Source organism: uncultured Phascolarctobacterium sp., from assembly GCF_902463975.1.
Taxonomy (GTDB): domain Bacteria; phylum Bacillota; class Negativicutes; order Acidaminococcales; family Acidaminococcaceae; genus Phascolarctobacterium_A.
Genome location: NZ_CABQHJ010000017.1, coordinates 1 through 20,310 on the forward strand (window position 1 = coordinate 1; position 20,310 = coordinate 20,310).

Consider the following 20,310-nt stretch of genomic DNA (forward strand, 5'->3'; position numbering starts at 1 on the left):
AAATTTCTTCAAAAAATCTCAAAAAAAGTTAGATTTTCTACCGAAAAACGGCAAATTTTGCGTAAAAAAATCACTTTCTCCCGAAAAATTTTCGAGATTTTTTCTTTCTCAGCAGCAAATTTCCTGCTTGTTTTTTCCGGCATTTTTCACTATTATCGATGAAAACGTAAAAATGCGCTCTGCTTTCGCAGAGCGCACTAATAAAAAGCTATTATTTTTCGTAAGTGAAATTGTTGATATGCGGACGCAGGTCCTCGCCTTCCTGTGCTTCGGCAGACAGAACAGCCTGAACAATGATAGCATTCTCCAGACGTTTCTTTTGCAGGCGACATCCATACTCATACGGCTTGGTAATATCACCGTTAATTAAATCCGCATTGGCGTGGCAGCCACCGCTACAGAAGAAGCGTGCCCAGCATTTGCTGCACTCCGGCTTAGTAAGAACATGGGTATGACGGAACTTCTGCACCATCTCAGGTGTAACAATACCAGTATCCAAGGTACCCATCTTATATTGTTCACGGCCTACAAACTGATGGCACGGATAAATATCGCCATCAGCAGTAATGCAATAGTATTCATGACCTGCGCCGCAGCCAGCCAGACGCTTTGCAACACACGGACCATTATCAAGTGCTACATTAAAATGGAAGAAGTCAAAGGGATTACCTTCACGACGACGCTCCAGATATGCACGAGCCAGCTTATCATATTCATCGAAAATAACCGGCAAATCTTCCTCAGTCAATACCCAAGGTTCATCAATGCCTACTACCGGCTCTACGGAAATCTCCTTGCCCACCTTAGTCATATCCAGCACGTCTTCACAGAAGTGGGTGCTGAAATGGGTATAGGTTCCGCGCAGATAGTAGTTTTTGCCCTCACGGCTGTCAATTACCTTTTTGAAGCCGCGTACTGCTGCATCATAGCTGCCAGCTTTGTTCGGGAAAGGACGCATAGCATCATGAGTTTCCTTCTTGCCATCCAGGCTCAGAACCAGCATAACGCGGTTATCGTTGAGGAATTTGATATTATCATCATTTAAAAGAGTACCATTGGTTGTCAAAGTCAGTTTAATATTCTTGCCGGTTTCTTTTTCGCGACGGCGTACATATTCTGTGATATGCACAACAACCGGCCAATTCATCAGCGGTTCACCGCCGAACATATCCAGCTCCAGGTTATGGCGCTTCTTGCTGCCTTCAATAGCAAACTCGATAGCCTTTTCCGCAGTTTCCTTGCTCATGAGCTGACGGCAGCCACCAAAAGAACCGGTGTCAGCAAAACAGTAACCGCAACGCAGATTGCAGTCATGAGTTACAAGCAGGCACAGGGATTTTACAATCGGCTTTTCTGCAAAAGTCGGCGGCACGTCAAATGAAGGGCTGAAAAGCAGACCTTCATCCTGCAGGCCGTGCATTTCTTCCAATGCATCGCGCAAATCCTCTTCGCTGTATTTATCCTTCAAAGCAGCCATAGCCTCAGCATCGTTGCTGCCATCATAATAATCAAGTAAATCGTAAATAACATCGTCTACAAGATGAACGGCACCGCTGTTGATATCCAGCACAGCCATATTATCATCAAGACGCATTTTATGTATCAGCATGTATTCCAACCTTTCTTTTTTGCATAGATAGTAAAACAGCCCCCTGCACCAGACAGGGAGCTGCATTAAGCTCAGATATTATTTGCAGTGTTCGCAAACCTGGTTGCCAACGGTGCAGGAAGTTTTGCAAGCGGATTGGCAGGAAGCCGGGCACTCGCCGCAGCCACCGGTACGCAGAGTTTTGTTCAGCATTGCTTTATTAACAGTTTTAATGTGTTTACGCATAACGATTACCTCCAAAAAAATATATTAGTACTTGCTTTATTTTACCCTGTTTTAGCTTATTTTGCAAGGATTTTTTTAAGTTAATCATTTACAGAAACTATTAAATCCTTCTATTGTCTCATCATCTTCCATTTTATCCTGTAAATAATACATTACTGCCTTAAAACTAGCCATAATTTCATGGATAGAGATAATTTAATATTTTTCCTTGCTATTTACTACCCGACTTCAATAATGTATAGTCATGCATTCATAGTAAAAATTCTCCGTATATGCTAGAATGTTCTTAGAAATTATATAGGAGGCCTGCTATGAAAACTACACGTATCTTAATCCTTCTGAGTGCCGCTGCCATGCTGGCGTATGGTATCAGCCAAAGAGAATATCTTGCTGTCTGGCGCAAGGCAGCAACAATTTGTCTGGAGTGTATCGGCATTGGTTAAACGTAAGCTTGTACAAATTTGCACCGCCCTCCTATATAACGGCAATTTTGCAGGCTTTACCACCGGCAACATCTGGAAGGGCAGCAGCAAGAATATCTGCCTGCCGGGTTTGAACTGCTACTCCTGCCCCGGAGCCTTAGGCTCCTGCCCGCTTGGTTCGCTGCAAAGCTCGCTCAGCGGTGTATTTTTACGCATTCCCTTCTATGTGCTGGGCTTTATTCTGCTCTTTGCGTTAATCTTTGCGCGTCTTATCTGCGGCTGGGGCTGTCCCTTCGGCCTCGTGCAGGAATTGCTCTACAAAATTTCTACGCCAAAGCTGCAACGCAACCGCTTCACCTATCTGCTAAGCTATCTAAAATATTTTATTGCATTGATTTTTCTCCTGCTGCTGCCTTTGGCCTTTTATCAATTCACAGGCAGCGGCGTGCCTGCCTTCTGTAAATTTATCTGCCCCGCAGGTACTTTGGAGGCTGCTCTGCCTCTGGCATTTTTCAAGCCACAGCTTCGTGAGCTTTTGGGCCAGCTGTTTATCTGGAAGCTGACACTGTTATGCCTGACTGTGCTGGCAGCCATCTTCATCTATCGCCCCTTCTGCCGCTTCATCTGCCCTTTAGGTGCCATCTACGGAATTTTTAATAAAATCTCCCTCTTTGGCATGAAGGTTAACCATGTCAAGTGCATCAACTGCAATCTCTGTATGGACCACTGCAAGATGGATTGTCAACATGTAGGCGACAGTGAATGCATCGCCTGCGGTGAATGCCGCAAGGTTTGCCCGGTAAAGGCCATCTCTCTCGGCAAAAAGTTTTAATTTATATACATCATTTTTCTCTTATCCCTATAAGGAGGTCAACATGAAAAAATTTCTGCTAACCTTATCTATGACTGCATTGCTATTATTTACCGCAGGCTGCAGCTGTCCCTTCTCCGATAAAACTGCCGACAGCAAACCGCAGATGAGCACTGCGAAGGCCTCATCTGCTGAAGTCGCACCTGATTTCAGCTACAAAGAGTTAGGCAGTGGCAAAACCATGCGTCTGAATGACTTAAAGGGTAAGCCTGTCTTCATCAATTTTTGGGCGACCTGGTGCCCTCCCTGTGTCGGCGAGCTGCCGCACATCGAAAAGAAATATGCCGAGTATAAAGACAGAATGCATTTTGTTATCCTCAGCGTAGATGATAACGAACAGGAACCGGCACGTTTCATTAAAAGCAAGGGCTACACCTTCCCTGCCGCCTATGGTGACCACCAAGCACTCGGACGAGCCTACGGCATTGACGCTATCCCTGCATCATATATTATCAGCGCCGATGGCCGCATAGTTGCAAGTACAGTCGGCAGCATGAACGAAGCTTCCCTGGACGCCTTCCTGCAGAAGACCTTCTAAAAGCATTTTAAAAGCGAAAAGCAGTCCGGCAATCTTTTTAAAAGATTGCCAGGACTGCCTTTTTTATGCCTTAAGCCAAATGCCGGCCTTATAACCGCGCACACCCAGCATCGCTGCACCAACGCAGAGCACAACATCCGGAATAACCTGCAGAATACCGCAGTACCAGATAACCGCCCACACGGAAATCGGTGCATTGATTATATAATTGGACACAACATAGAACCACACCAGACCGAACAGATAAACAATTACCATACCGGCAAGATTTGCCTCTATCAGGCTGCGGAAATTGATTTGCTTAGCCTTGCGTGCCCAGGCACCATTTACCCAAGCCTGTACGATAAAGCCCAGCAGATAGCCGAAGGTCGGTTGTGCAATATAACCGGGACCACCGCCGGATGCAAAAACAGGAATGCCCACCAGGCCCATCACAACATATGTACCAACAGCAATCGCGCCTAGACGCGGTCCGAGCAGCAGACCGGCCAGCAAAGTAAACAAAAACTGCAATGTATAGACATCAGTGCCTACCGGAATTTTAATAAACGTTCCCACAGTAATAAGCGCAATAAACAATGCGCATAAAATCAGTTCCTTCGTACTCAAATGCATAATTTACGCCTCCAAAGCTTCTGTAACCTTTGTTACAGTTCATAGTTTATAGGATACGCTAATTTCCGCTCATTGTCAACCGATTTATTTTTATGGTTAACTTTATATGCAAAAGAAAAGGGAGACAACCGTCTCCCTAAATATTCCTTAGCGCACAAATATGTCGCGCACAATATTGATATCAATGCCCTTCGTCTGCAAAAAGCCGAAGAAATATGCCTGCTCTAAGCGTCTCTTAAAGCCCTCGAGTCCGTTTCCGTCATCGGCAACGGTTACACGGTACATTTCAAAAGGTGCCTTTTGGTACGTAGCCGCCGTATTGACACCTACATGACCAGTCAGCGCCCTGTAAAAGCCATATTTTTTCGCTGCAGCGATAACCCTGTCATTATAGCTGCCGTTAGGATAAGCCAAGGTACGCACAATATAGCCGTCGAATTTCTTCTTCAGCCAATAACGTGACGTATCCGTTTCCCATACCAGATATTTTTCATCAATAGCAGCCAGCGGATTATGGCTGTAGGTATGCGAGCCAAGCTCCATACCGGCAGCAATAAGCTCCTTGATTTCCTGCTCATTCATATGCAGCTCATCGCCGATGTCCCTATTGATGACAAAGAAAGAACCTTTGGCATCATACTTCTTTAGTAACGGCAACACTACACTGTGATTATTCTTATAGCCATCATCAAAGCTCAAGGCAACATACTTATCTACACTTTTTCCCTGCTGCAGACGCTCTGCCAGCTCTGCTACCGTCACAATCGTGTAGCCCTGCTCCTTCAGGTACTTCAAATGCGCTTCAAACAGCTCCGGCTTCATAATAAGCGTTCTAGGCCAGTCTGCGCCTTCTTCCGGACCGACAGCGTGATACATCAGTACCGGTGCACCGGTTTTCCTAAAGGCCGCATATTCCTGCTGCCAACGCTCGCCGTTAAGCTTCCATGCAACACCTGCAGCCGCCAAAAGTACGACAACCAGCGCCAGGAATACTAAGCATACTTTCTTAATCATTTATCTGCTTTCTCCAATTCCATACCTAAACCTACTGCAATATCCTGCAGCTTTTTCAAACGATGATTTATGCCGGATTTACCCAAACCACCGGAGTATTCCACTAAATCATTTAACGATACATCCGGATACTGCAGTCGCAGACGCGCCGTATCCTGCAATCCCTGAGGCAGCTCGCTCAAGCCCATATGCTCATCAATATAATGGATGCAGCTTACCTGACGCACGGCAGCCTTAACCACCTTGTTCAGGTTCGCAGTTTCGCAATTAACTGCTCTGTTGACATTATTGCGCATTTCCTTGACAATGCGGACATTTTCCAGCTCCATCATCGCATTGTGCGCGCCGATAACGCTCAAAAAGCTGATAATGCTTTCGCCATCCTTCAGATAAACAATATACTCATTTTTTCTGTCGGTCAGCTTGGCCTTCAAGGAAAAGCTCTGCATAACCTTAATAATCGTATGAGCAAAATCCTCGTTGCCGGTAACCATCTCCAGATGGTAATCACTGGCCGGACGGCTGATGCTGCCGCCGCCCAAAAAGGCTCCGCGCAAAAAGGTACGCTTGCCTTCATGATGCGAAAGCAGCGGATTTTTCAAATCGCCCTCTACACTTAAGAGCTGCAGCTCGTTCAGCGCCTTGCTTACCTGAGGCGCCGGCACTACATGTACCTGATAACGGTTATTCTTCTTCAAGCGGCGTGAACGGGTAATAACTACCTCCGTCTGCACTTGATAATTGCTTTTCAACAGCTGCAGTACACGTCTGGCCAAAGCAGCATTTTCTGTTGAAAAGTGGATCCCTATATTCATACCGCGGATAACAATTGCACCGCTCATACGCAAAAGACCGAGCAGCTCTGCTTTGTCACCGGTCGCATCGTTAGTTTCTATACGAGATAATTCATTTTTTACATCATTGGAAAAAGACAAGCAGACTCCTCCCTTCTCAGCCTGTAGACTACAGCGTCTGGTTTCATTTTTGTTTATACAGCTTCTTCATGCCTGCACGCATAAAGAAGTAATCAAAAAATTGCATGCCGCGCCCAAAAAGACGCAGACGATAAATCAAAGCAATAAGTACACGCGCTAATTTACGCGGATCATGGCGCACCAAATCATCCTTGCTTATCAGACGCGCCGGTACAACCGTAATTCCCAGACTGCGGATTTTATCAATATCCGGCGTAATCGGACGTGAGCCCTCTGCATCATACTGACGCAGCTGCTCTGACGTAACATCCTGGGAATTTACAATAGCGTAATCCAAAAACTGCGTACCGACATGGTCAACCAACGCCTGCACATGGTCATAAGCACCATAGCCGTCAGTTTCGCCAGGCTGTGTCATAACATTGCAGATATAGATTTTGATGGCGTTGGACCTGACAACAGCATCGCGGATTCCTTCTACCAAAAGATTAGGAATAACACTGGTATACAGGCTGCCAGGGCCAAAAATAAGTACATCTGCGTTTAAAATAGCCTCTATCGCACCATTTGCTGCCTGCGCATCCGCCGGCAGCATCATCATCTTTTTGATTTGCTTGCGCACCTTGGGAATCTCCGATTCACCTGTCACAATAGTGCCGTCTGTCATACGTGCCTGCAGCTGAATATTCTCCAAGGTAGACGGAATAACTCTGCCGCGCACCTTCAAAATCTGACTCGTAGCATTCAGTCCGGCCTCCATGCCGCCTTCAGCCTGCGCCATCGCCGCAATGAACAGGTTACCAAAGCAGTGACCTGCCAGTGGGGAATCACCCTGGAAGCGATACTGCATCAGGCGCTCCATCAGCGGCTCGCGGTCAGCCAGAGCCGTCAGGCAGTTACGCAAATCACCGGGAGGAATAATACCCAGCTCCTTGCGCAGACGACCGGAAGAACCGCCGTCATCAGCAGTTGTTACTACGGCCGTACAGTTATTAGTGATATACTTCATGCCGCGCAAAAGCGTCGACAAACCGGTACCGCCACCGACAACGGTAATTGCCGGGCCACGCGTCAGCTTGCGCTGCATAAAAATCGTTTCCATCAATGAACCGTTTTTGTCAGGCACTACAACAGATACTACCGAGCTGATTAAGCGACGTGTTCCGTACACCATAATAGCGAAGCCCACGATAAGAAAGCCCACGCCCATCGTCATAATCAGGCCGTTTGAATAGCGTCCTGTTGTCAGATAGGTCATCTGGAAGAGCAGCTCTTCCGCCTTGCCCATCAGCTGATAATTAAAAAACAAAGCCAGTCCCAACGCACATAAAAGTACACCTACTGCAAAAAGCAGCAGCCAACGCTTCAAATTAATGCCGGGACACAGCCAACTAATCCAACCCATTAGGCTCCTCCCTTACTTTCTGTGAGGAATATCACGATGCGTCACATCAACGCTGTAACCCTTTTCACGCAGATATTCGTACAATTTATTGGCAATAAAAACGCTGCGGTGCTGTCCGCCTGTGCAGCCGACGCTGATAACAAGCTGTGCCTTGCCTTCGTTAATATATTGCGGTACAAGAAAATCGAGCAGCTGCTCCTCAAGCTTAAGATACTGGAAGGTCTGCGGATAGCGGCAGATAAAATCCGCTACCGGGCGGTCGTTGCCGGTCATATTGCGCAGCTCCTCCACATAAAACGGATTCGGCAAAAAACGCACATCCAGAACCAGATCGCTGTCCAGCGGCAGACCATGCTTGAAGCCGAACGAACGCACAACAATGCCCATACGCTCTTTAGAAGAGCCCTCGCCAAACATTTCTGTTACCTTAGCCTTCAGCTGTGCCGTAGTCAGCGTTGAGGTATCAATAATATGCGTAGCCTTTTCGCGCAGCGGATCAAGCAATTCACGCTCACAGGTAATATTCTTCAGCAAGGTATTGCGCTCACCCAAGGGATGACGACGACGCGTTTCCTTGTAACGGCGCACCAGTGTCGCATCGGAAGCATCCAAAAACAGCAGCTCATATTTTTGGCCGCTGGCCTCCATCTCATCCAAAACCTGCAGCAGCTTATCAAAAAAGCGTCCGCCACGGATATCAACAACAAGAGCTACCTTTTCCTCCGAAGTCTGACGGCAAAGCTCCGCAAACTTAGGAATCAAGGTCGCCGGCAAATTGTCAATGCAAAAGAAATTTAAATCCTCCAGGGTACGCACAACCTGCGTTTTGCCTGCACCGGACATACCGGTAATAATAAGAAAGTGTGACTGCATTTTGCTTCACCTCTTGAAAGTCATTAGTAATTTATATTATATCATAAAATTTGCCGTAGAGGGCAGTGCGTCCGCAAATAAATGATGGATTGATGATATGGATTTCTCATACGTCGAAAGATTGATGATGCGGAAGACGGTGCGTTATCACGCACGCATAAAAAAATAAGCAGACTGGTCGCAACTCCAGTCTGCTTATCTTTTTGAGATTTTAAGGTGTAAGATTGTATTAAAAATTCATGGAAAACTAATTAATCCAGATTCGGCATGCTGCGCGGACGATCAAGATCCTTGAGCATCTGCATATCGCGGTCAGTACCGCGGCCGGCAGTAGTCAGATAACCGCCGATCATAATGCCGCTTGCACCGCCATTGAGTGCCAGTGCCTGCAGGTCACGCAGGTTTACTTCGCGACCGCCTGCGGTACGGATTTGTGCCTTCGGCAGAACAAAACGGAAAACAGCGAACGCACGCAGAATTTCCAGCGGCGGCAGCGGTTTGTTGTTTTCAAACGGAGTGCCCGGAATCGGAGTCAGCATATTCAGAGGTACGCTGTCAATACCAAGCTCCTTCAGAGTGAAGGCCCATTCTACACGCTGCTCACGTGTTTCGCCAAGTCCTAAAATACCACCGCTGCAAACACGCAGGCCGGCAGCCTGTGCATTTTTGATGGTAACAAATTTATCAGCATAGGTATGAGTAGTGCAGATATTCGGGAAGTTGCTGCCTGCGGTTTCCAGATTGGAATGATAGCGGGTTACGCCAGCCTTGCGCAGCTCTTTTGCCTGCTCTACAGTCAAAATGCCCAAAGAAGCGCAAACCTCAATGTGCAGTTCTTCTTTAATACGTTTCAGGGTACGACAGATGTTTTCAAAGTCATCAGCCTTGCTCTGTCCACGACCGCTGGTAACGATGGAGAAGCGTACAGCACCTGCTTCCTTAGCTTTTTTAGCTGCATTGAAGATTTCCTCTTCGCTCAGCAGACCGTATTCCTTAACACCGGTATGATAATGTGCGGATTGTGCGCAGAACTTGCAGTTCTCGCTGCATTTACCGCTGCGGCCGTTGATGATTGCACAGCAATCAACAGCATCGCCGGCATATTTTTGGCGAATCTTATCAGCCATAGCTAAAAGCAGCATGGTGTCGTCATCGCTCACGTTAATCAAAAATTCAGCTTCTTCTTTAGTAATATCCTGACCGTTCAAAACCTTCTCGGCCAGTGCAATAATCTTTTGCATTGTAATTCACATCCCTAACCTTAGTAGTTAACCGACGCCATTCGTTAGTTAACTGTATCTATTATATAGCAGAATTTCGCTTGCGTCAACCGTTAATTTGCAGAAGTTAACTTCAATATAACAAAAAGCACGCCATGCCGCGAGCCAAAGCTCACAGCGCAGCGCGCTATTACAGTAAATATCAGCGAATACCCGCGATACCCAAAATTAAGCCCAAAACACCGCTCATGCACAGGGTACGGATAACGCTTACCTTATGACGGATACACCACAGGGAAATCGGCAGCACGATACAGCCAAGCAAATCCACCTTGGTAAAATCATTCGGCAGTGTTTCAGTATTCCACAGCGCCAGCATTACAAAGCTTAATCCGGCAGAGCAGATGAGTGCCACAACCGCAGGACGCAGGCCGTTCAGAATACCGCGAATCGGACCGATATCGCCATATTTAAAGAATAATTTTGCGAGTGCCAGTACAATAAACACCGAAGGGAAAACAAAGCCCACAGTTGCCGCAACAGCACCGGGCAAGCCTGCAACCTTTGTACCGACGAACGTCGCCGCATTGATACCGATAGGACCCGGTGTCATCTGCGAAATAGTAAAAATATCAATAAACTGCGGCATAGTCATCCATGCATGATTTTCAATAACCTCAGCCTGAATCAACGGCATAGAAGCATAACCGCCGCCGACGCAAAAGGCACCAACCTTGACAAAGCTCCAGAAAAGCTCCCAATAAATATACATCTCGCCGCCTCCTTACGCGTACTTTTTGTCACGCAGCAGGAAGAAGCCGATAATAGCATCCACAACGACTGCATACATCAGATTTACATTAAAGAAATAATTGGCAATAAAGGTACCAACAATAATCAAAAGCGGCAGTGCCAATTTTTTCTTCAGCTCCTTTTTGAGCAGGTCAATCGCCACGTTAATAATAATAGCCGTCGCACCGCACTGCATGCCCTTCAAAACCAGCTGAATATATTGGTTATGCGCAAAGGCATCATAAGCATAGGAAATAACGCTCAGGGTAATCAGTGGCGGCAGAATAGTTGCCAGCAAAGCAGTAAGCGTACCGCGGATACCGCCAAGCTTGTAGCCCATACTGATTGCCGCATTGGCTGCCACAACACCCGGCGCGGACTGCGCAATCGCCACCAGGTTCAGCGCTTCCTTATCATCCATCCATTTATACTCGTCAACAAATTTGGCCTTCAGCAACGGAATGATGACAAAACCGCCGCCGATAGTAAAGGCACTAATTATAAAGGTCGATTTAAACAGCTTCCAGTAAAAATCTTTTTCGGCTGCAGCTTCACCCATTATCAACAGCTCCTTCTGTCTATAGAATGAAATTATTATAGCATATTTGCCAGCAAAAAAACATAATTAGACTACACTAATACCCAGAAAATTTTTCACATCAGCTTTTTTGTAACAAAAAAGCACACCCTGCTACCAAATCAGTAACAGAGTGTGCAATCTATAGCCTACTCAAGCTATATTATACAATTTTGACATCCGGTCTGCAGCTTACATCATACCGGGCATGCCGCCGCCCATCGGAGGCATTGCCGGCATAGCAGCGCCTTCCTTAGCAGGTTTGTCAGCTACGATGGATTCAGTGGTCAGAACCATAGAAGCGATGCTTGCAGCATTTTGCAGTGCGCTTCTGGTAACCTTAGTCGGGTCAACGATACCTGCTTCGATCATGTCAACATACTCTTCGGTCAGAGCGTTGAAGCCATAGCCCTTGCGGCTGCGTTTAATGGTATCAACGATAACAGCGCCTTCCAGGCCAGCGTTGTAAGCGATTTGACGAACAGGCTCTTCAATAGCGCGTTTAACGATTTCTACGCCGGTCTTCTCATCGCCGGTAGCTTTGATTTTTGCCAGAGCAGGCTGTACTTGCAGCAGAGCAGTACCGCCGCCGGCAACAATGCCTTCAGCAACAGCAGCGCGGGTAGCGTTCAGAGCATCTTCAATGCGCAGTTTTTTATCTTTCAGCTCAACTTCGGTAGCAGCGCCGACTTTGATAACAGCTACGCCACCGGCCAGTTTAGCCAGACGTTCTTGCAGTTTTTCTTTATCGAAATCAGAAGTGGTTTCCGGAATTTGTGCACGGATTTGAGCAACGCGTGCAGCAATAGCATCTTTATCACCCAAGCCGTCAACGATGGTGGTCAATTCTTTGGTTACACGAACCTGACCTGCGCGGCCAAGGTCTGCCATGCTTGCGCTGTCCAGTTTACGGCCAACTTCTTCACTGATAACGGTTGCACCGGTCAGAGTAGCGATATCCTGCAGCATTGCTTTACGACGGTCGCCGAAGCCAGGAGCTTTAACAGCAACTGCCTTGAAGGTGCCACGCAGCTTGTTAACAACCAGGGTTGCCAATGCTTCGCCTTCAACATCTTCAGCGATGATTAAGAGTTCGCCGCCATTTTGAACAACCTTTTCCAAAACCGGCATAATGTCAGCAATCATGGTGATTTTTCTGTCGGTAATAAATACATACGGATTGCTCAGAACAGCTTCCATTTTATCAGCATCGGTTGCCATATACGGGGAAATGTAGCCACGGTCGAACTGCATGCCTTCAACAGTTTCCAGATGAGTTTCCATAGTCTTGGATTCTTCAACAGTGATAACGCCGTCGTCACCAACCTTTTCCATAGCATCAGCAATCAGATTACCGATTTCGTCGTCAGCTGCGGAGATAGAAGCAACCTGTGCTTTTGCTGCTTTGGTTTCAACCTTTTGGGAAACATTTTTCAGTTCGTCAACTAATACGTCAACTGCTTTTTTGATGCCTTTTTTCAGAACCATCGGGTTAGCGCCGGCAGCTACGTTACGCATGCCTTCGTTAATCATAGCCTGTGCCAAAACAGTAGCAGTTGTAGTACCGTCGCCGGCAACATCGTTGGTTTTGATGGATACTTCTTTAACCAGCTGTGCGCCCATGTTTTCAAACGGATCTTCCAGTTCGATGTCGCGGGCAATGGTTACACCGTCATTGGTGATGGTCGGTGCGCCGAATTTCTTTTCCAGTACAACGTTACGGCCTTTAGGACCGAGGGTTACTTTTACAGCGTCAGCCAGAGCATTTACGCCACGCTCCAGGCTGCGACGAGCTTCTTCATTAAACAGGATTTGTTTAGCCATTTTATATCGCTCCTTAAGTTACTTTATTATTAAACTACATATTGATTTGCGCCGTGCTTTGTGCAGTACCGATAACGACACAGACGGTGCTTTCTGCAACGCCAAAAATTATTTCTCGATTACAGCGAATAAATCACGCTCATTGAGAATCAGATATTCCTTACCTTCATGTTTAATAGGAGTGCCATTATATTTAGCGAAAATTACTTCATCGCCAACCTTAACAGAAGGTTTTACAAATACGCCGTGGTCATATTTACCAGCGCCAACTGCCAGTACTTTACCTTGTTGCGGTCTTTCTTTCACAGCGGTGTCCGGCAGGAAAATACCGCTGGCGGTTTTTTCTTCTACTACTACAGCCTCAACAATAACATGATCAGCCAAAGGTTTTAAATTTAACATTTTTCATAACCCCTTTCGAGTATTCTTACTAACGTGAGAGTAATTTGCTTCTTGGTTATTAGCACTCATTTATCACGAGTGCTAACCACAATTCTTATTATATCCATATTAGGAAAAAATGCAAGTACTTTTTTGCTGTTTTTTACAAATTTGTCGCAAATTCAGCTTCACACCCTCAAAAACCTGCTTCAGCGCTCTATTTTTTTGCTTCGCAGGTTCAAAATTCTGCTTGAGCACAAAAAAAGAGCAGTTCGTACTGCTCTTTTAGCTTATCCTTGTTTCTTCGCCGCCGCGGCAATAATGCTTTCCGCAAGCTCCTTCAGGCTGATACGTTTAGCCATACTGAACTGCTGCATCTTACGATACGCTTCCTGTTCCGTCATGCCATGCGCTGTCATCAGAATACCCTTGGCACGGTCCAGCAGCTTACGTGTCTCCAGACTTTCCTTCAGCTTATCAAGCTCCAGATTAAGCTTCTGCATTTCCTGAAAGCGCTTGGCTGCAATCTCCATTGCCGGAAAGAGCTGCTCCTCACGCACAGGCTTAACAAGATAAGCAATAACGCCTGCCTCAGATGCCTGCTCAACAATATCCTGCTGACTGTATGCTGTCAACAGTAATACCGGAGCAATATTATCGGCAGCAATGATTTTTGCGGCCGTAATACCATCCATGACGGGCATTTTTACGTCCATGATGATAAAATCCGGCTTTAATTCTGCAGCCAGCTTCACTGCCTCCTGTCCGTTCGCTGCCTCGCCTACTATGTCATGACCGGCATCTGCCAGCATTTCGCGCAAATCAAGACGCAAAATAGCTTCGTCATCTGCCAATAATATTCTCAGTTTATTTAACATCTTCCAGCCCCTCCTTTGGAATTGTTACTAAAGCAAGTGTACCGCCATCCTCACGATTCGTCAAGCGGAAGCTTCCCTGCAGGTCTGCTTCCGCCATTGTCTTGATTATTTTCAGCCCTAAGCTATGACGACTGCTATTTAAGGAAAAACCTTCCGGAAGACCAACTCCGTCATCAGCAATTGACAAAACGTACTGTTTGCTCTCTTCTGTAAAACGCACCTGCAGACTGCCGCTCATGCGCCCTTCATAAGCATGTTCTATAGTATTCTGCAGCAATTCGTTTAAAATCAACGCAATGCTCGTCGCCTTGTCCGATGGCAGCTGTACAGGATCTGCTTTAAAATCAGCATGCAGCATAAATTCAGGATTCAGCATGCTGCTGATAATCGCCTGATAAATTCCCTTAGCTACTTTACCGACATCAATCAGACCAGCATCCTGCTGCGATAGATATTCATGCACAATTGCGATGCTGTTGACTCTGTTGACGCAGTCACGCAAAACTATTTTAGTTTCATCACACTGCGCGCGGCGCTCCTGCAAGCGCAGAAGACTGGCAATAGTCTGCAGATTATTCTTTACGCGGTGATGAATCTCTTTGATTACGACAGATTTTATCAGCAGCTCCTCGTCCTTTTTTCGCAGCTCAGTGATATCCTGCAAAATGACAATTGCACAACCAGCCTTCGGCCTTGGTATTACCGGAAGAATGCGTATAGAAAGCAACAGCCCATGCATGGTAAACTCCTTGCTTTCTGCCGTGCCAGTTTCCATAACCATGCCAACAAGCGGCCAGTTAATAGCAACATCATTAGTACGGCAGCCAATAAGGTTGGAAATATCCATCACGTCAAACATGTGTCGCGCACGATTATTGGCAGCAATAATCACTCTGTTGGTATCTACCACCATAATACCGTCAGAAGGCAGCAGACGGCGATAGTTATTGTTATTGCTCACATCCTGGCGCAGGCTGCACAAAAGCTCCAGCGCCTGGGCAATAATAATATCATCAGGAGCAGCACTTTCAAAGCTTACAGCGCCATAGCAATGGCCACGACTGTCGCGCAGCGGGAAAACCTTCAGGCTGCTGAACATACCCAAGGCCCACTCCCGCTTGCCGTTGACAGGCACATTTTTCTGCAGCACACGCGCTACAAGCGGTTCCTCAACCGCCCGCACACGTCGCCCTGTCATATCAGGACGCACATTGCCAACCTGAGTCATCGGCTGTTCCTGCTTATAAACATTTAAAAACTTTTTATTTTCTCCCGGCAGATAAATCGTCACAGCAGCATGCGCTATATCTGCTGCCAAGCCGAGCACCTGTGGCATAGCTTGTAAACTGTTTCTTTGTTCTGCTGTTAAATTGCTCAGCATGTTTCCCCTCTTCTTCCTGCTGTTGTCCTTTCCACAGCTTTTTCTAATTAATCCACTATTTTATCCACTATATCCACAAGCTTTTCCACAACATTAATGCGCTTATATATGGATATTTCCAAGTTATCCACAACATCCACAGGCTTATACACCATAAAAGACATTTGTTTAGCCTAATTTCAACGATGGATTAGCGTTTAAATCCAATGGACTGAAGCTACCTGTCTGATACATAAAATACCCACGACAGGCAATCATTACGGCATTATCGGTACACAAAATCGGTGTCGGGTGTACCAGCTGGGCGCCAATCCCCTCCATAGCCTTTGCCAGCGTGTTTTGCAGTGTTTTGTTGGCAGAAACACCTCCGGCCAGTACAATTTTATTATAACCGGTATGCTGCATAGCATGCACAGCTTCCTTAACCAGTGCATCCACAACTGCACGCTGGAAGGATGCCGCCACGTCGCTGCGGTTCACCTCACGGCCTGCCTGCTGCTGGTTGTGCAGATAATTGATTACAGCAGATTTCAGACCGCTAAAGCTGAACTCGTAAGGCTTATCCAGACGTGCTACCGGAAAATCAATAGCTTTGTCATTGCCGTCCAATGCCAGACGCTCAATTTCCGGACCGCCGGGATAAGGCAGCCCCATAACGCGGGCAATCTTATCGAAGGCTTCGCCTGCCGCATCATCGCGCGTCTGTCCCAAAAGCTCAAAGCTGTTATAGCCGGTAACCTTCAGCAGCGCCGTATGACCGCCGCTGACAACCAGCGCCATGAACGGCGGCTTCAGCTCGCTGTCTGCCAAAAAATTGGCAAATACGTGGCCTTCAAGATGGTTGACACCTATCAACGGTTTATCCGTTGCCCAGGCCAGCGCCTTGGCGGCCGAAAGGCCGACAAGCAGCGCGCCGACCAGACCAGGTCCATAGGTAACGGCAACAGCGTCTATCTGCTCCATGCCGACGCCTGCCTGAGATAAAGCCTCATCAATAACAGGCATAATATTTTCAATATGCTTACGTGAAGCAATTTCCGGCACAACACCGCCAAATTTACGGTGAATAACGATTTGTGAGGAAATAATATTGCTCAGTACCTCACGGCCGTTCTTTACTACGGCAGCCGCAGTTTCATCACAGCTGCTTTCAATACCTAAAATATATACATCCTTCTGCTCTTTATTCATGGCCTGCTCCTTCTTTATACAGCCACATTATAACTGCATTTTCATGATTGTCTTCGTAATAATTCGGACGAATGCCCTCGCTGGCAAAGCCACAGGTCAGATAAACCTTCTGCGCGGCAATGTTGCCCTCACGCACCTCCAGCGTCATCGCCGTAGCACCAAGCTCCCAGGCCTTGTTCACCATTGCTGCCGTCAGGCGTGTACCATAGCCTTGGCCGCGCTCCTCCTCAGCAACAGCCACACGCGTAATCTGTGCTTCGCCAGCCACCAGCCAGAAGCCTGCATAACCGACTAACTTACCGGCACATTCCATCACCAGATAGGTAGTCAGCTCATTAGCTATTTCATTACGCAACATATTCTCATTCCAGGCATCATAAAAGGATTGTGCCTCAATGGTAACAAGAGCCGGAATATCTGCCTCCGTCATTGCTCTGAAGCTTATTGTTGCTTGTGCTTCTTCTCCCACAATTCCTCAGCCTCCGATCTTCTGATATAGTATGGCTCCAGGCCAAAAATTTTCTTATCGTTTTCTGCATCAAATTCTGCTAACGCAGCCAAAGCAACAGAGCTGCCTTTAGGCATACGCAATGCTTCCGGTGCTACGCTGATAAAATCAGGCAGACCGTTTTTTGCGAGCTTGCTGCACTCGCCCAAAAGCAGCGCAGGCATTCCCTGCAGGGCAATTCTTTCCAACGCTTTTTCCGCACTGACAACCTCAACAGGTGCAAGCTCTACAAGCTCACCATTGCGCCATTCATATAAGGCCTGATAAAAATTGCCCTTTTGCGCATCCAGCACCGGTGACAGCACCCTGCCTTCAAGCTGAATATTATAAGCCATAGCCTTTAAAGTATCAACACCGTGCAGACAGCACTGCCAGCTGTAGGCCATAGCCTCTGCCGTTGCCAGACCGATACGCAAACCGGTAAAGGAACCGGGGCCCATGCTGACAGCCAAAAGCTCGATGTCCTGCTTTTGCACACCGGTACGCTGCAGCAGCTGGTCTAATTGCGGCAGCAGTCCTTCACTGTGTGTCATCCCCATATTTATCGTATATTCAGCTAAAATTTCCTTATCACGGCATAAAGCAATCGTGCACACCTTAGTAGCCGTATCAATTGCTAAAGTCAGCATCTTCTTCTACCTCCTGCAGCAGTTTTTCATATCTTTCACCCTGAGCCTGCAGCACAGCACGACGGCCTTCACCATCATGCAGCAATGTAATCTGCAGATATTCCTCCGGCAGCTCCTCCTTGAACAGCTCAGCCCATTCAATCAAGGTTACGCCATCGCCTCCGGCATATTCCTCAAAGCCAATGTCCTCCAGCTCTTCCGGACGGTTGAGGCGATATAAATCAAAATGCCTTATTTCCAGCTCACGCCCCTGATAGACATTCATGATGGCAAAGGTCGGACTGTTGACATCTTCAGCCGCAGCACCCAAGGCTACAGCAACACCGCGGCTGAGCAGCGTTTTGCCTGCTCCCAGATCTCCGCTCAGGCAGTACACATCACCGCTTGCTGCATGCTTGCCCAAAAGCCTTCCCAAGGCTTCCGTTGCAGCGCTGTCCTGCAAATAAATTTCCATAAACAACTCTCCTCACATTTGGCAAAAGTATTTGCCATAGTAATCAATAATTTGAAAAAGCGGCACCAGAATTACCAGTACCGCTTCTTTGTTTTTACAATAAAGTCGTATTACGCGTCAGCGGATCCTCAATATCCATATGACCACTCAAGGTAATAGCCTTTTTACCTTCTATCAGAATCTGTACCCGTTTAATTTCCGGAAACTCTGTCAAGGTATTGGTAATAGCGTAGCAAAGCATCATCTCGCCATAGGAGCCTTGTCCCTTCTTGGCCAGCTCGCGCGTAAAATCAGCATAGGCAGTGCCGTCCTGCTCAATTTTCAGACTGCGCACCTTAGTGCCGATAGGTACAACATCATCCATCTTCGCGTCCTGCGGCTTAGTAGTCACCAAAGCAATCAAAGCATTTTCCGGCAAACTTTTGCCGTTATCCTTCATCGTAATTTTTTCCGGCAACAGCTTTTCGCTGCCATCGGAAGCTGCGCGATAAACAATAAAGCTGATATCCTTTTTTTCCTGCACTACAGCAGTTGCCGCATTCTTAGCATCCTCTTTCGGCGGAACATTTTCACTGCAACCGCTTGCTATTACTGCACACAAAAGCAGCATCAATAAAATTAGCTTTCTCATTCTTGCCGCCTCCGTATTATGCAAAATATTTTTCAATGCCTTCAGCAATCAGGCGAGCTGTTTTCTTTTGGAACCATTGTCCCTTCATCAAGGTCAGCTCCTTTTCATTGCTGATGAAGCACATTTCAACCAAAACTGCCGGCATACTAATACGCTTGATAACATAAAAGTTTGCCTGACGTACACCCAGATCATCTACACCGAAATTAGCTGCCAGCTTATTTTGGATATTTTTGGCTAAGCGCAAATCATTATCGGTTTTCGGATAGTAGTATGTAGAAAAGCCGCCGATATTTTTATTGACAGAAGAATTGATATGCAGGCTGACGAACATATCTGAATTATATTTTTCACCAACATTTACACGTGCCTGCAGCTCCTCAGCATCACTAGCATTAGGTCCGAATACATCAACATCGGTAGTACGCGTCATATAAACCTTGGCACCCTTATCTTCCAGAATTTCCTTAACTATTTTTGTAATAGCCAGGGTGATATTTTTTTCCTTAGTACCGTCACTGCCGATAGCGCCCGGATCGCTGCCGCCATGGCCTGCATCTAAGGTAATAATTTTACCGTCAAGACCGCCGCTTGTACGGAACCTGCCGTTTCCTTTGATTACCGCAAGCTTATCAGTATCAGATTTATTGACCGGTTTGTTTACCGTTGTTTCTGTTTTAGCAGCTACAGTATTTTTCTTATTGTCAACCTTCTTGGTTTCGGTTTTCTTTTTATTATTCTTTTTCTTATCGGGTGTCTTAACCACTGTAGTATTTGTCTTGACAACAGTATTTTGCTTGATGCTGCTGTTAGTCTTTGTCGGACGGTTGCTTACTACCGGTCTGTTGCTTACAACGGTGGTTGCAGCACCGGAACCGCTGTAGGAAGCCTGCCTTGGCGTAATATCAAGCACTACGCGGAAGGGACGGCCTGTTGCAGGATCCTTCTTTAAGACGAAAGCCTTATAGCTTTTTTCCAGCAGGCGCTGTTTCAGCGGTACACGCACCACCGTATAGCTGCCTTTATCCACAATTTTCAAGGAATCAACCAAAGAGCTTTTTACAGCCTTACTCTGCGGCACCTGCGCTCCCTTATCAGCGTTTACCGTCAAATTCAGCGTATTGCCATCCATATCAACAGCATAGCCTGCAGTATCCGTTACATCAACAACAATACGCAGAACGTCTGCTTTATTGACACCCCATTTTACATCTGTTATCTGCGCCGCCTGAGCAACCGCGCCTAAAAGCATACAGCAGGCCAAAAGCGTCAGCAGGAAAATCTTGCGCAATAGTTCCACCTCGCAAACTTATATACCCTTACTAAAGATTTTACTT

At 46.7% G+C, this 20,310-nt stretch carries 23 protein-coding genes; 3 read left to right on the forward strand and 20 right to left on the reverse strand.

The annotated features are described in order from the left end of the window. Positions 1-211 precede the first annotated feature (211 nt). Together scfB and scfA are read right to left on the reverse strand one after the other, a co-directional pair. The gene (gene scfB / locus RDW05_RS06220) at positions 212-1,609 is read right to left on the reverse strand and encodes a thioether cross-link-forming SCIFF peptide maturase (protein ID WP_276635006.1); all 1,398 of its coding nucleotides are present in this window, start codon (positions 1,607-1,609) and stop codon (positions 212-214) included. A gap of 78 nt (positions 1,610-1,687) precedes the next feature. Beyond that, positions 1,688-1,834, reverse strand: coding sequence for a six-cysteine ranthipeptide SCIFF (gene scfA / locus RDW05_RS06225; protein ID WP_009145710.1), 147 nt, complete (start codon positions 1,832-1,834; stop codon positions 1,688-1,690). A gap of 311 nt (positions 1,835-2,145) precedes the next feature. On the opposite strand from scfA, the gene RDW05_RS06230 reads away from it, so the two are divergent. From RDW05_RS06230 to RDW05_RS06240, 3 genes are read left to right on the forward strand one after another with little or no spacing between them, the layout of a single operon-like run. Further along, positions 2,146-2,277 carry a CD1871A family CXXC motif-containing protein gene (locus RDW05_RS06230; RefSeq protein ID WP_307978247.1) on the forward strand — a complete coding sequence of 44 codons (132 nt, stop codon included), beginning with the start codon at positions 2,146-2,148 and terminating at the stop codon, positions 2,275-2,277. Beyond that, complete coding sequence (locus RDW05_RS06235; protein WP_307978248.1) at positions 2,270-3,088, forward strand: 4Fe-4S binding protein; 819 nt, start codon at positions 2,270-2,272, stop codon at positions 3,086-3,088. Before RDW05_RS06230 ends, RDW05_RS06235 begins: the two co-directional genes overlap by 8 nt. Positions 3,089-3,131: 43 nt before the next feature. After that, a complete protein-coding gene (locus RDW05_RS06240; RefSeq protein ID WP_307978250.1) occupies positions 3,132-3,665 on the forward strand; it encodes a TlpA disulfide reductase family protein in 534 nt (177 codons plus the stop codon). A 63-nt stretch (positions 3,666-3,728) separates the two neighbouring features. On the opposite strand, the gene RDW05_RS06245 is transcribed toward RDW05_RS06240, so the two are convergent. The 18 genes from RDW05_RS06245 to RDW05_RS06330 all read right to left on the reverse strand — a co-directional run bounded on the left by RDW05_RS06245 (position 3,729) and on the right by RDW05_RS06330 (position 20,264). After that, complete coding sequence (locus RDW05_RS06245; RefSeq protein ID WP_307978251.1) at positions 3,729-4,280, reverse strand: biotin transporter BioY; 552 nt, start codon at positions 4,278-4,280, stop codon at positions 3,729-3,731. 147 nt (positions 4,281-4,427) lie between these two features. Next, a complete protein-coding gene (locus tag RDW05_RS06250) occupies positions 4,428-5,294 on the reverse strand; it encodes a polysaccharide deacetylase family protein (protein ID WP_307978252.1) in 867 nt (288 codons plus the stop codon). After that, the gene (whiA, locus tag RDW05_RS06255; RefSeq protein ID WP_293822799.1) at positions 5,291-6,229 is read right to left on the reverse strand and encodes a DNA-binding protein WhiA; all 939 of its coding nucleotides are present in this window, start codon (positions 6,227-6,229) and stop codon (positions 5,291-5,293) included. The genes RDW05_RS06250 and whiA overlap by 4 nt, the downstream gene beginning before the upstream one ends. A 43-nt stretch (positions 6,230-6,272) precedes the next feature. Then, positions 6,273-7,634: a gluconeogenesis factor YvcK family protein gene (gene yvcK, locus RDW05_RS06260; RefSeq protein WP_293830681.1), complete on the reverse strand. Its 1,362-nt coding sequence runs from the start codon at positions 7,632-7,634 to the stop codon at positions 6,273-6,275. A 12-nt stretch (positions 7,635-7,646) separates the two neighbouring features. Further along, complete coding sequence (gene rapZ / locus RDW05_RS06265) at positions 7,647-8,507, reverse strand: RNase adapter RapZ (protein ID WP_009145703.1); 861 nt, start codon at positions 8,505-8,507, stop codon at positions 7,647-7,649. Between the two features lie 251 nt (positions 8,508-8,758). Then, positions 8,759-9,748, reverse strand: a complete 990-nt coding sequence (bioB, locus tag RDW05_RS06270) for a biotin synthase BioB (RefSeq protein WP_293724929.1) — start codon at positions 9,746-9,748, stop codon at positions 8,759-8,761. Between the two features lie 181 nt (positions 9,749-9,929). Beyond that, on the reverse strand, positions 9,930-10,499 hold the full coding sequence (locus tag RDW05_RS06275; protein ID WP_307978254.1) for a chromate transporter: 570 nt from the start codon (positions 10,497-10,499) through the stop codon (positions 9,930-9,932). Between the two features lie 12 nt (positions 10,500-10,511). Then, positions 10,512-11,078: a chromate transporter gene (locus tag RDW05_RS06280; RefSeq protein WP_298884899.1), complete on the reverse strand. Its 567-nt coding sequence runs from the start codon at positions 11,076-11,078 to the stop codon at positions 10,512-10,514. Positions 11,079-11,288: 210 nt separating this feature from the next. Then, positions 11,289-12,920, reverse strand: coding sequence for a chaperonin GroEL (gene groL / locus RDW05_RS06285; RefSeq protein WP_009145698.1), 1,632 nt, complete (start codon positions 12,918-12,920; stop codon positions 11,289-11,291). 108 nt (positions 12,921-13,028) lie between these two features. Beyond that, positions 13,029-13,322: a co-chaperone GroES gene (gene groES / locus RDW05_RS06290; RefSeq protein ID WP_021719494.1), complete on the reverse strand. Its 294-nt coding sequence runs from the start codon at positions 13,320-13,322 to the stop codon at positions 13,029-13,031. Positions 13,323-13,591: 269 nt separating this feature from the next. Next, complete coding sequence (locus tag RDW05_RS06295; protein ID WP_021719493.1) at positions 13,592-14,179, reverse strand: ANTAR domain-containing response regulator; 588 nt, start codon at positions 14,177-14,179, stop codon at positions 13,592-13,594. Further along, positions 14,169-15,560, reverse strand: a complete 1,392-nt coding sequence (locus RDW05_RS06300; protein ID WP_307978255.1) for a histidine kinase N-terminal domain-containing protein — start codon at positions 15,558-15,560, stop codon at positions 14,169-14,171. The genes RDW05_RS06295 and RDW05_RS06300 overlap by 11 nt, the downstream gene beginning before the upstream one ends. A 168-nt stretch (positions 15,561-15,728) precedes the next feature. Then, positions 15,729-16,751, reverse strand: coding sequence for a tRNA (adenosine(37)-N6)-threonylcarbamoyltransferase complex transferase subunit TsaD (gene tsaD / locus RDW05_RS06305; RefSeq protein ID WP_307978257.1), 1,023 nt, complete (start codon positions 16,749-16,751; stop codon positions 15,729-15,731). Then, positions 16,744-17,220, reverse strand: coding sequence for a ribosomal protein S18-alanine N-acetyltransferase (gene rimI, locus RDW05_RS06310; protein WP_307978258.1), 477 nt, complete (start codon positions 17,218-17,220; stop codon positions 16,744-16,746). The genes tsaD and rimI overlap by 8 nt, the downstream gene beginning before the upstream one ends. Further along, complete coding sequence (gene tsaB, locus RDW05_RS06315) at positions 17,193-17,888, reverse strand: tRNA (adenosine(37)-N6)-threonylcarbamoyltransferase complex dimerization subunit type 1 TsaB (protein ID WP_307978259.1); 696 nt, start codon at positions 17,886-17,888, stop codon at positions 17,193-17,195. The genes rimI and tsaB overlap by 28 nt, the downstream gene beginning before the upstream one ends. Continuing rightward, positions 17,869-18,342, reverse strand: coding sequence for a tRNA (adenosine(37)-N6)-threonylcarbamoyltransferase complex ATPase subunit type 1 TsaE (gene tsaE / locus RDW05_RS06320; RefSeq protein WP_298884913.1), 474 nt, complete (start codon positions 18,340-18,342; stop codon positions 17,869-17,871). Before tsaE ends, tsaB begins: the two co-directional genes overlap by 20 nt. A gap of 94 nt (positions 18,343-18,436) precedes the next feature. Then, entirely contained in the window at positions 18,437-18,973 is a 537-nt protein-coding gene (locus RDW05_RS06325; protein WP_276706386.1) for a GerMN domain-containing protein, read from the reverse strand. A gap of 16 nt (positions 18,974-18,989) precedes the next feature. Next, the gene (locus RDW05_RS06330) at positions 18,990-20,264 is read right to left on the reverse strand and encodes an N-acetylmuramoyl-L-alanine amidase (protein WP_307978261.1); all 1,275 of its coding nucleotides are present in this window, start codon (positions 20,262-20,264) and stop codon (positions 18,990-18,992) included. Between the last annotated feature and the right edge of the window lie 46 nt (positions 20,265-20,310).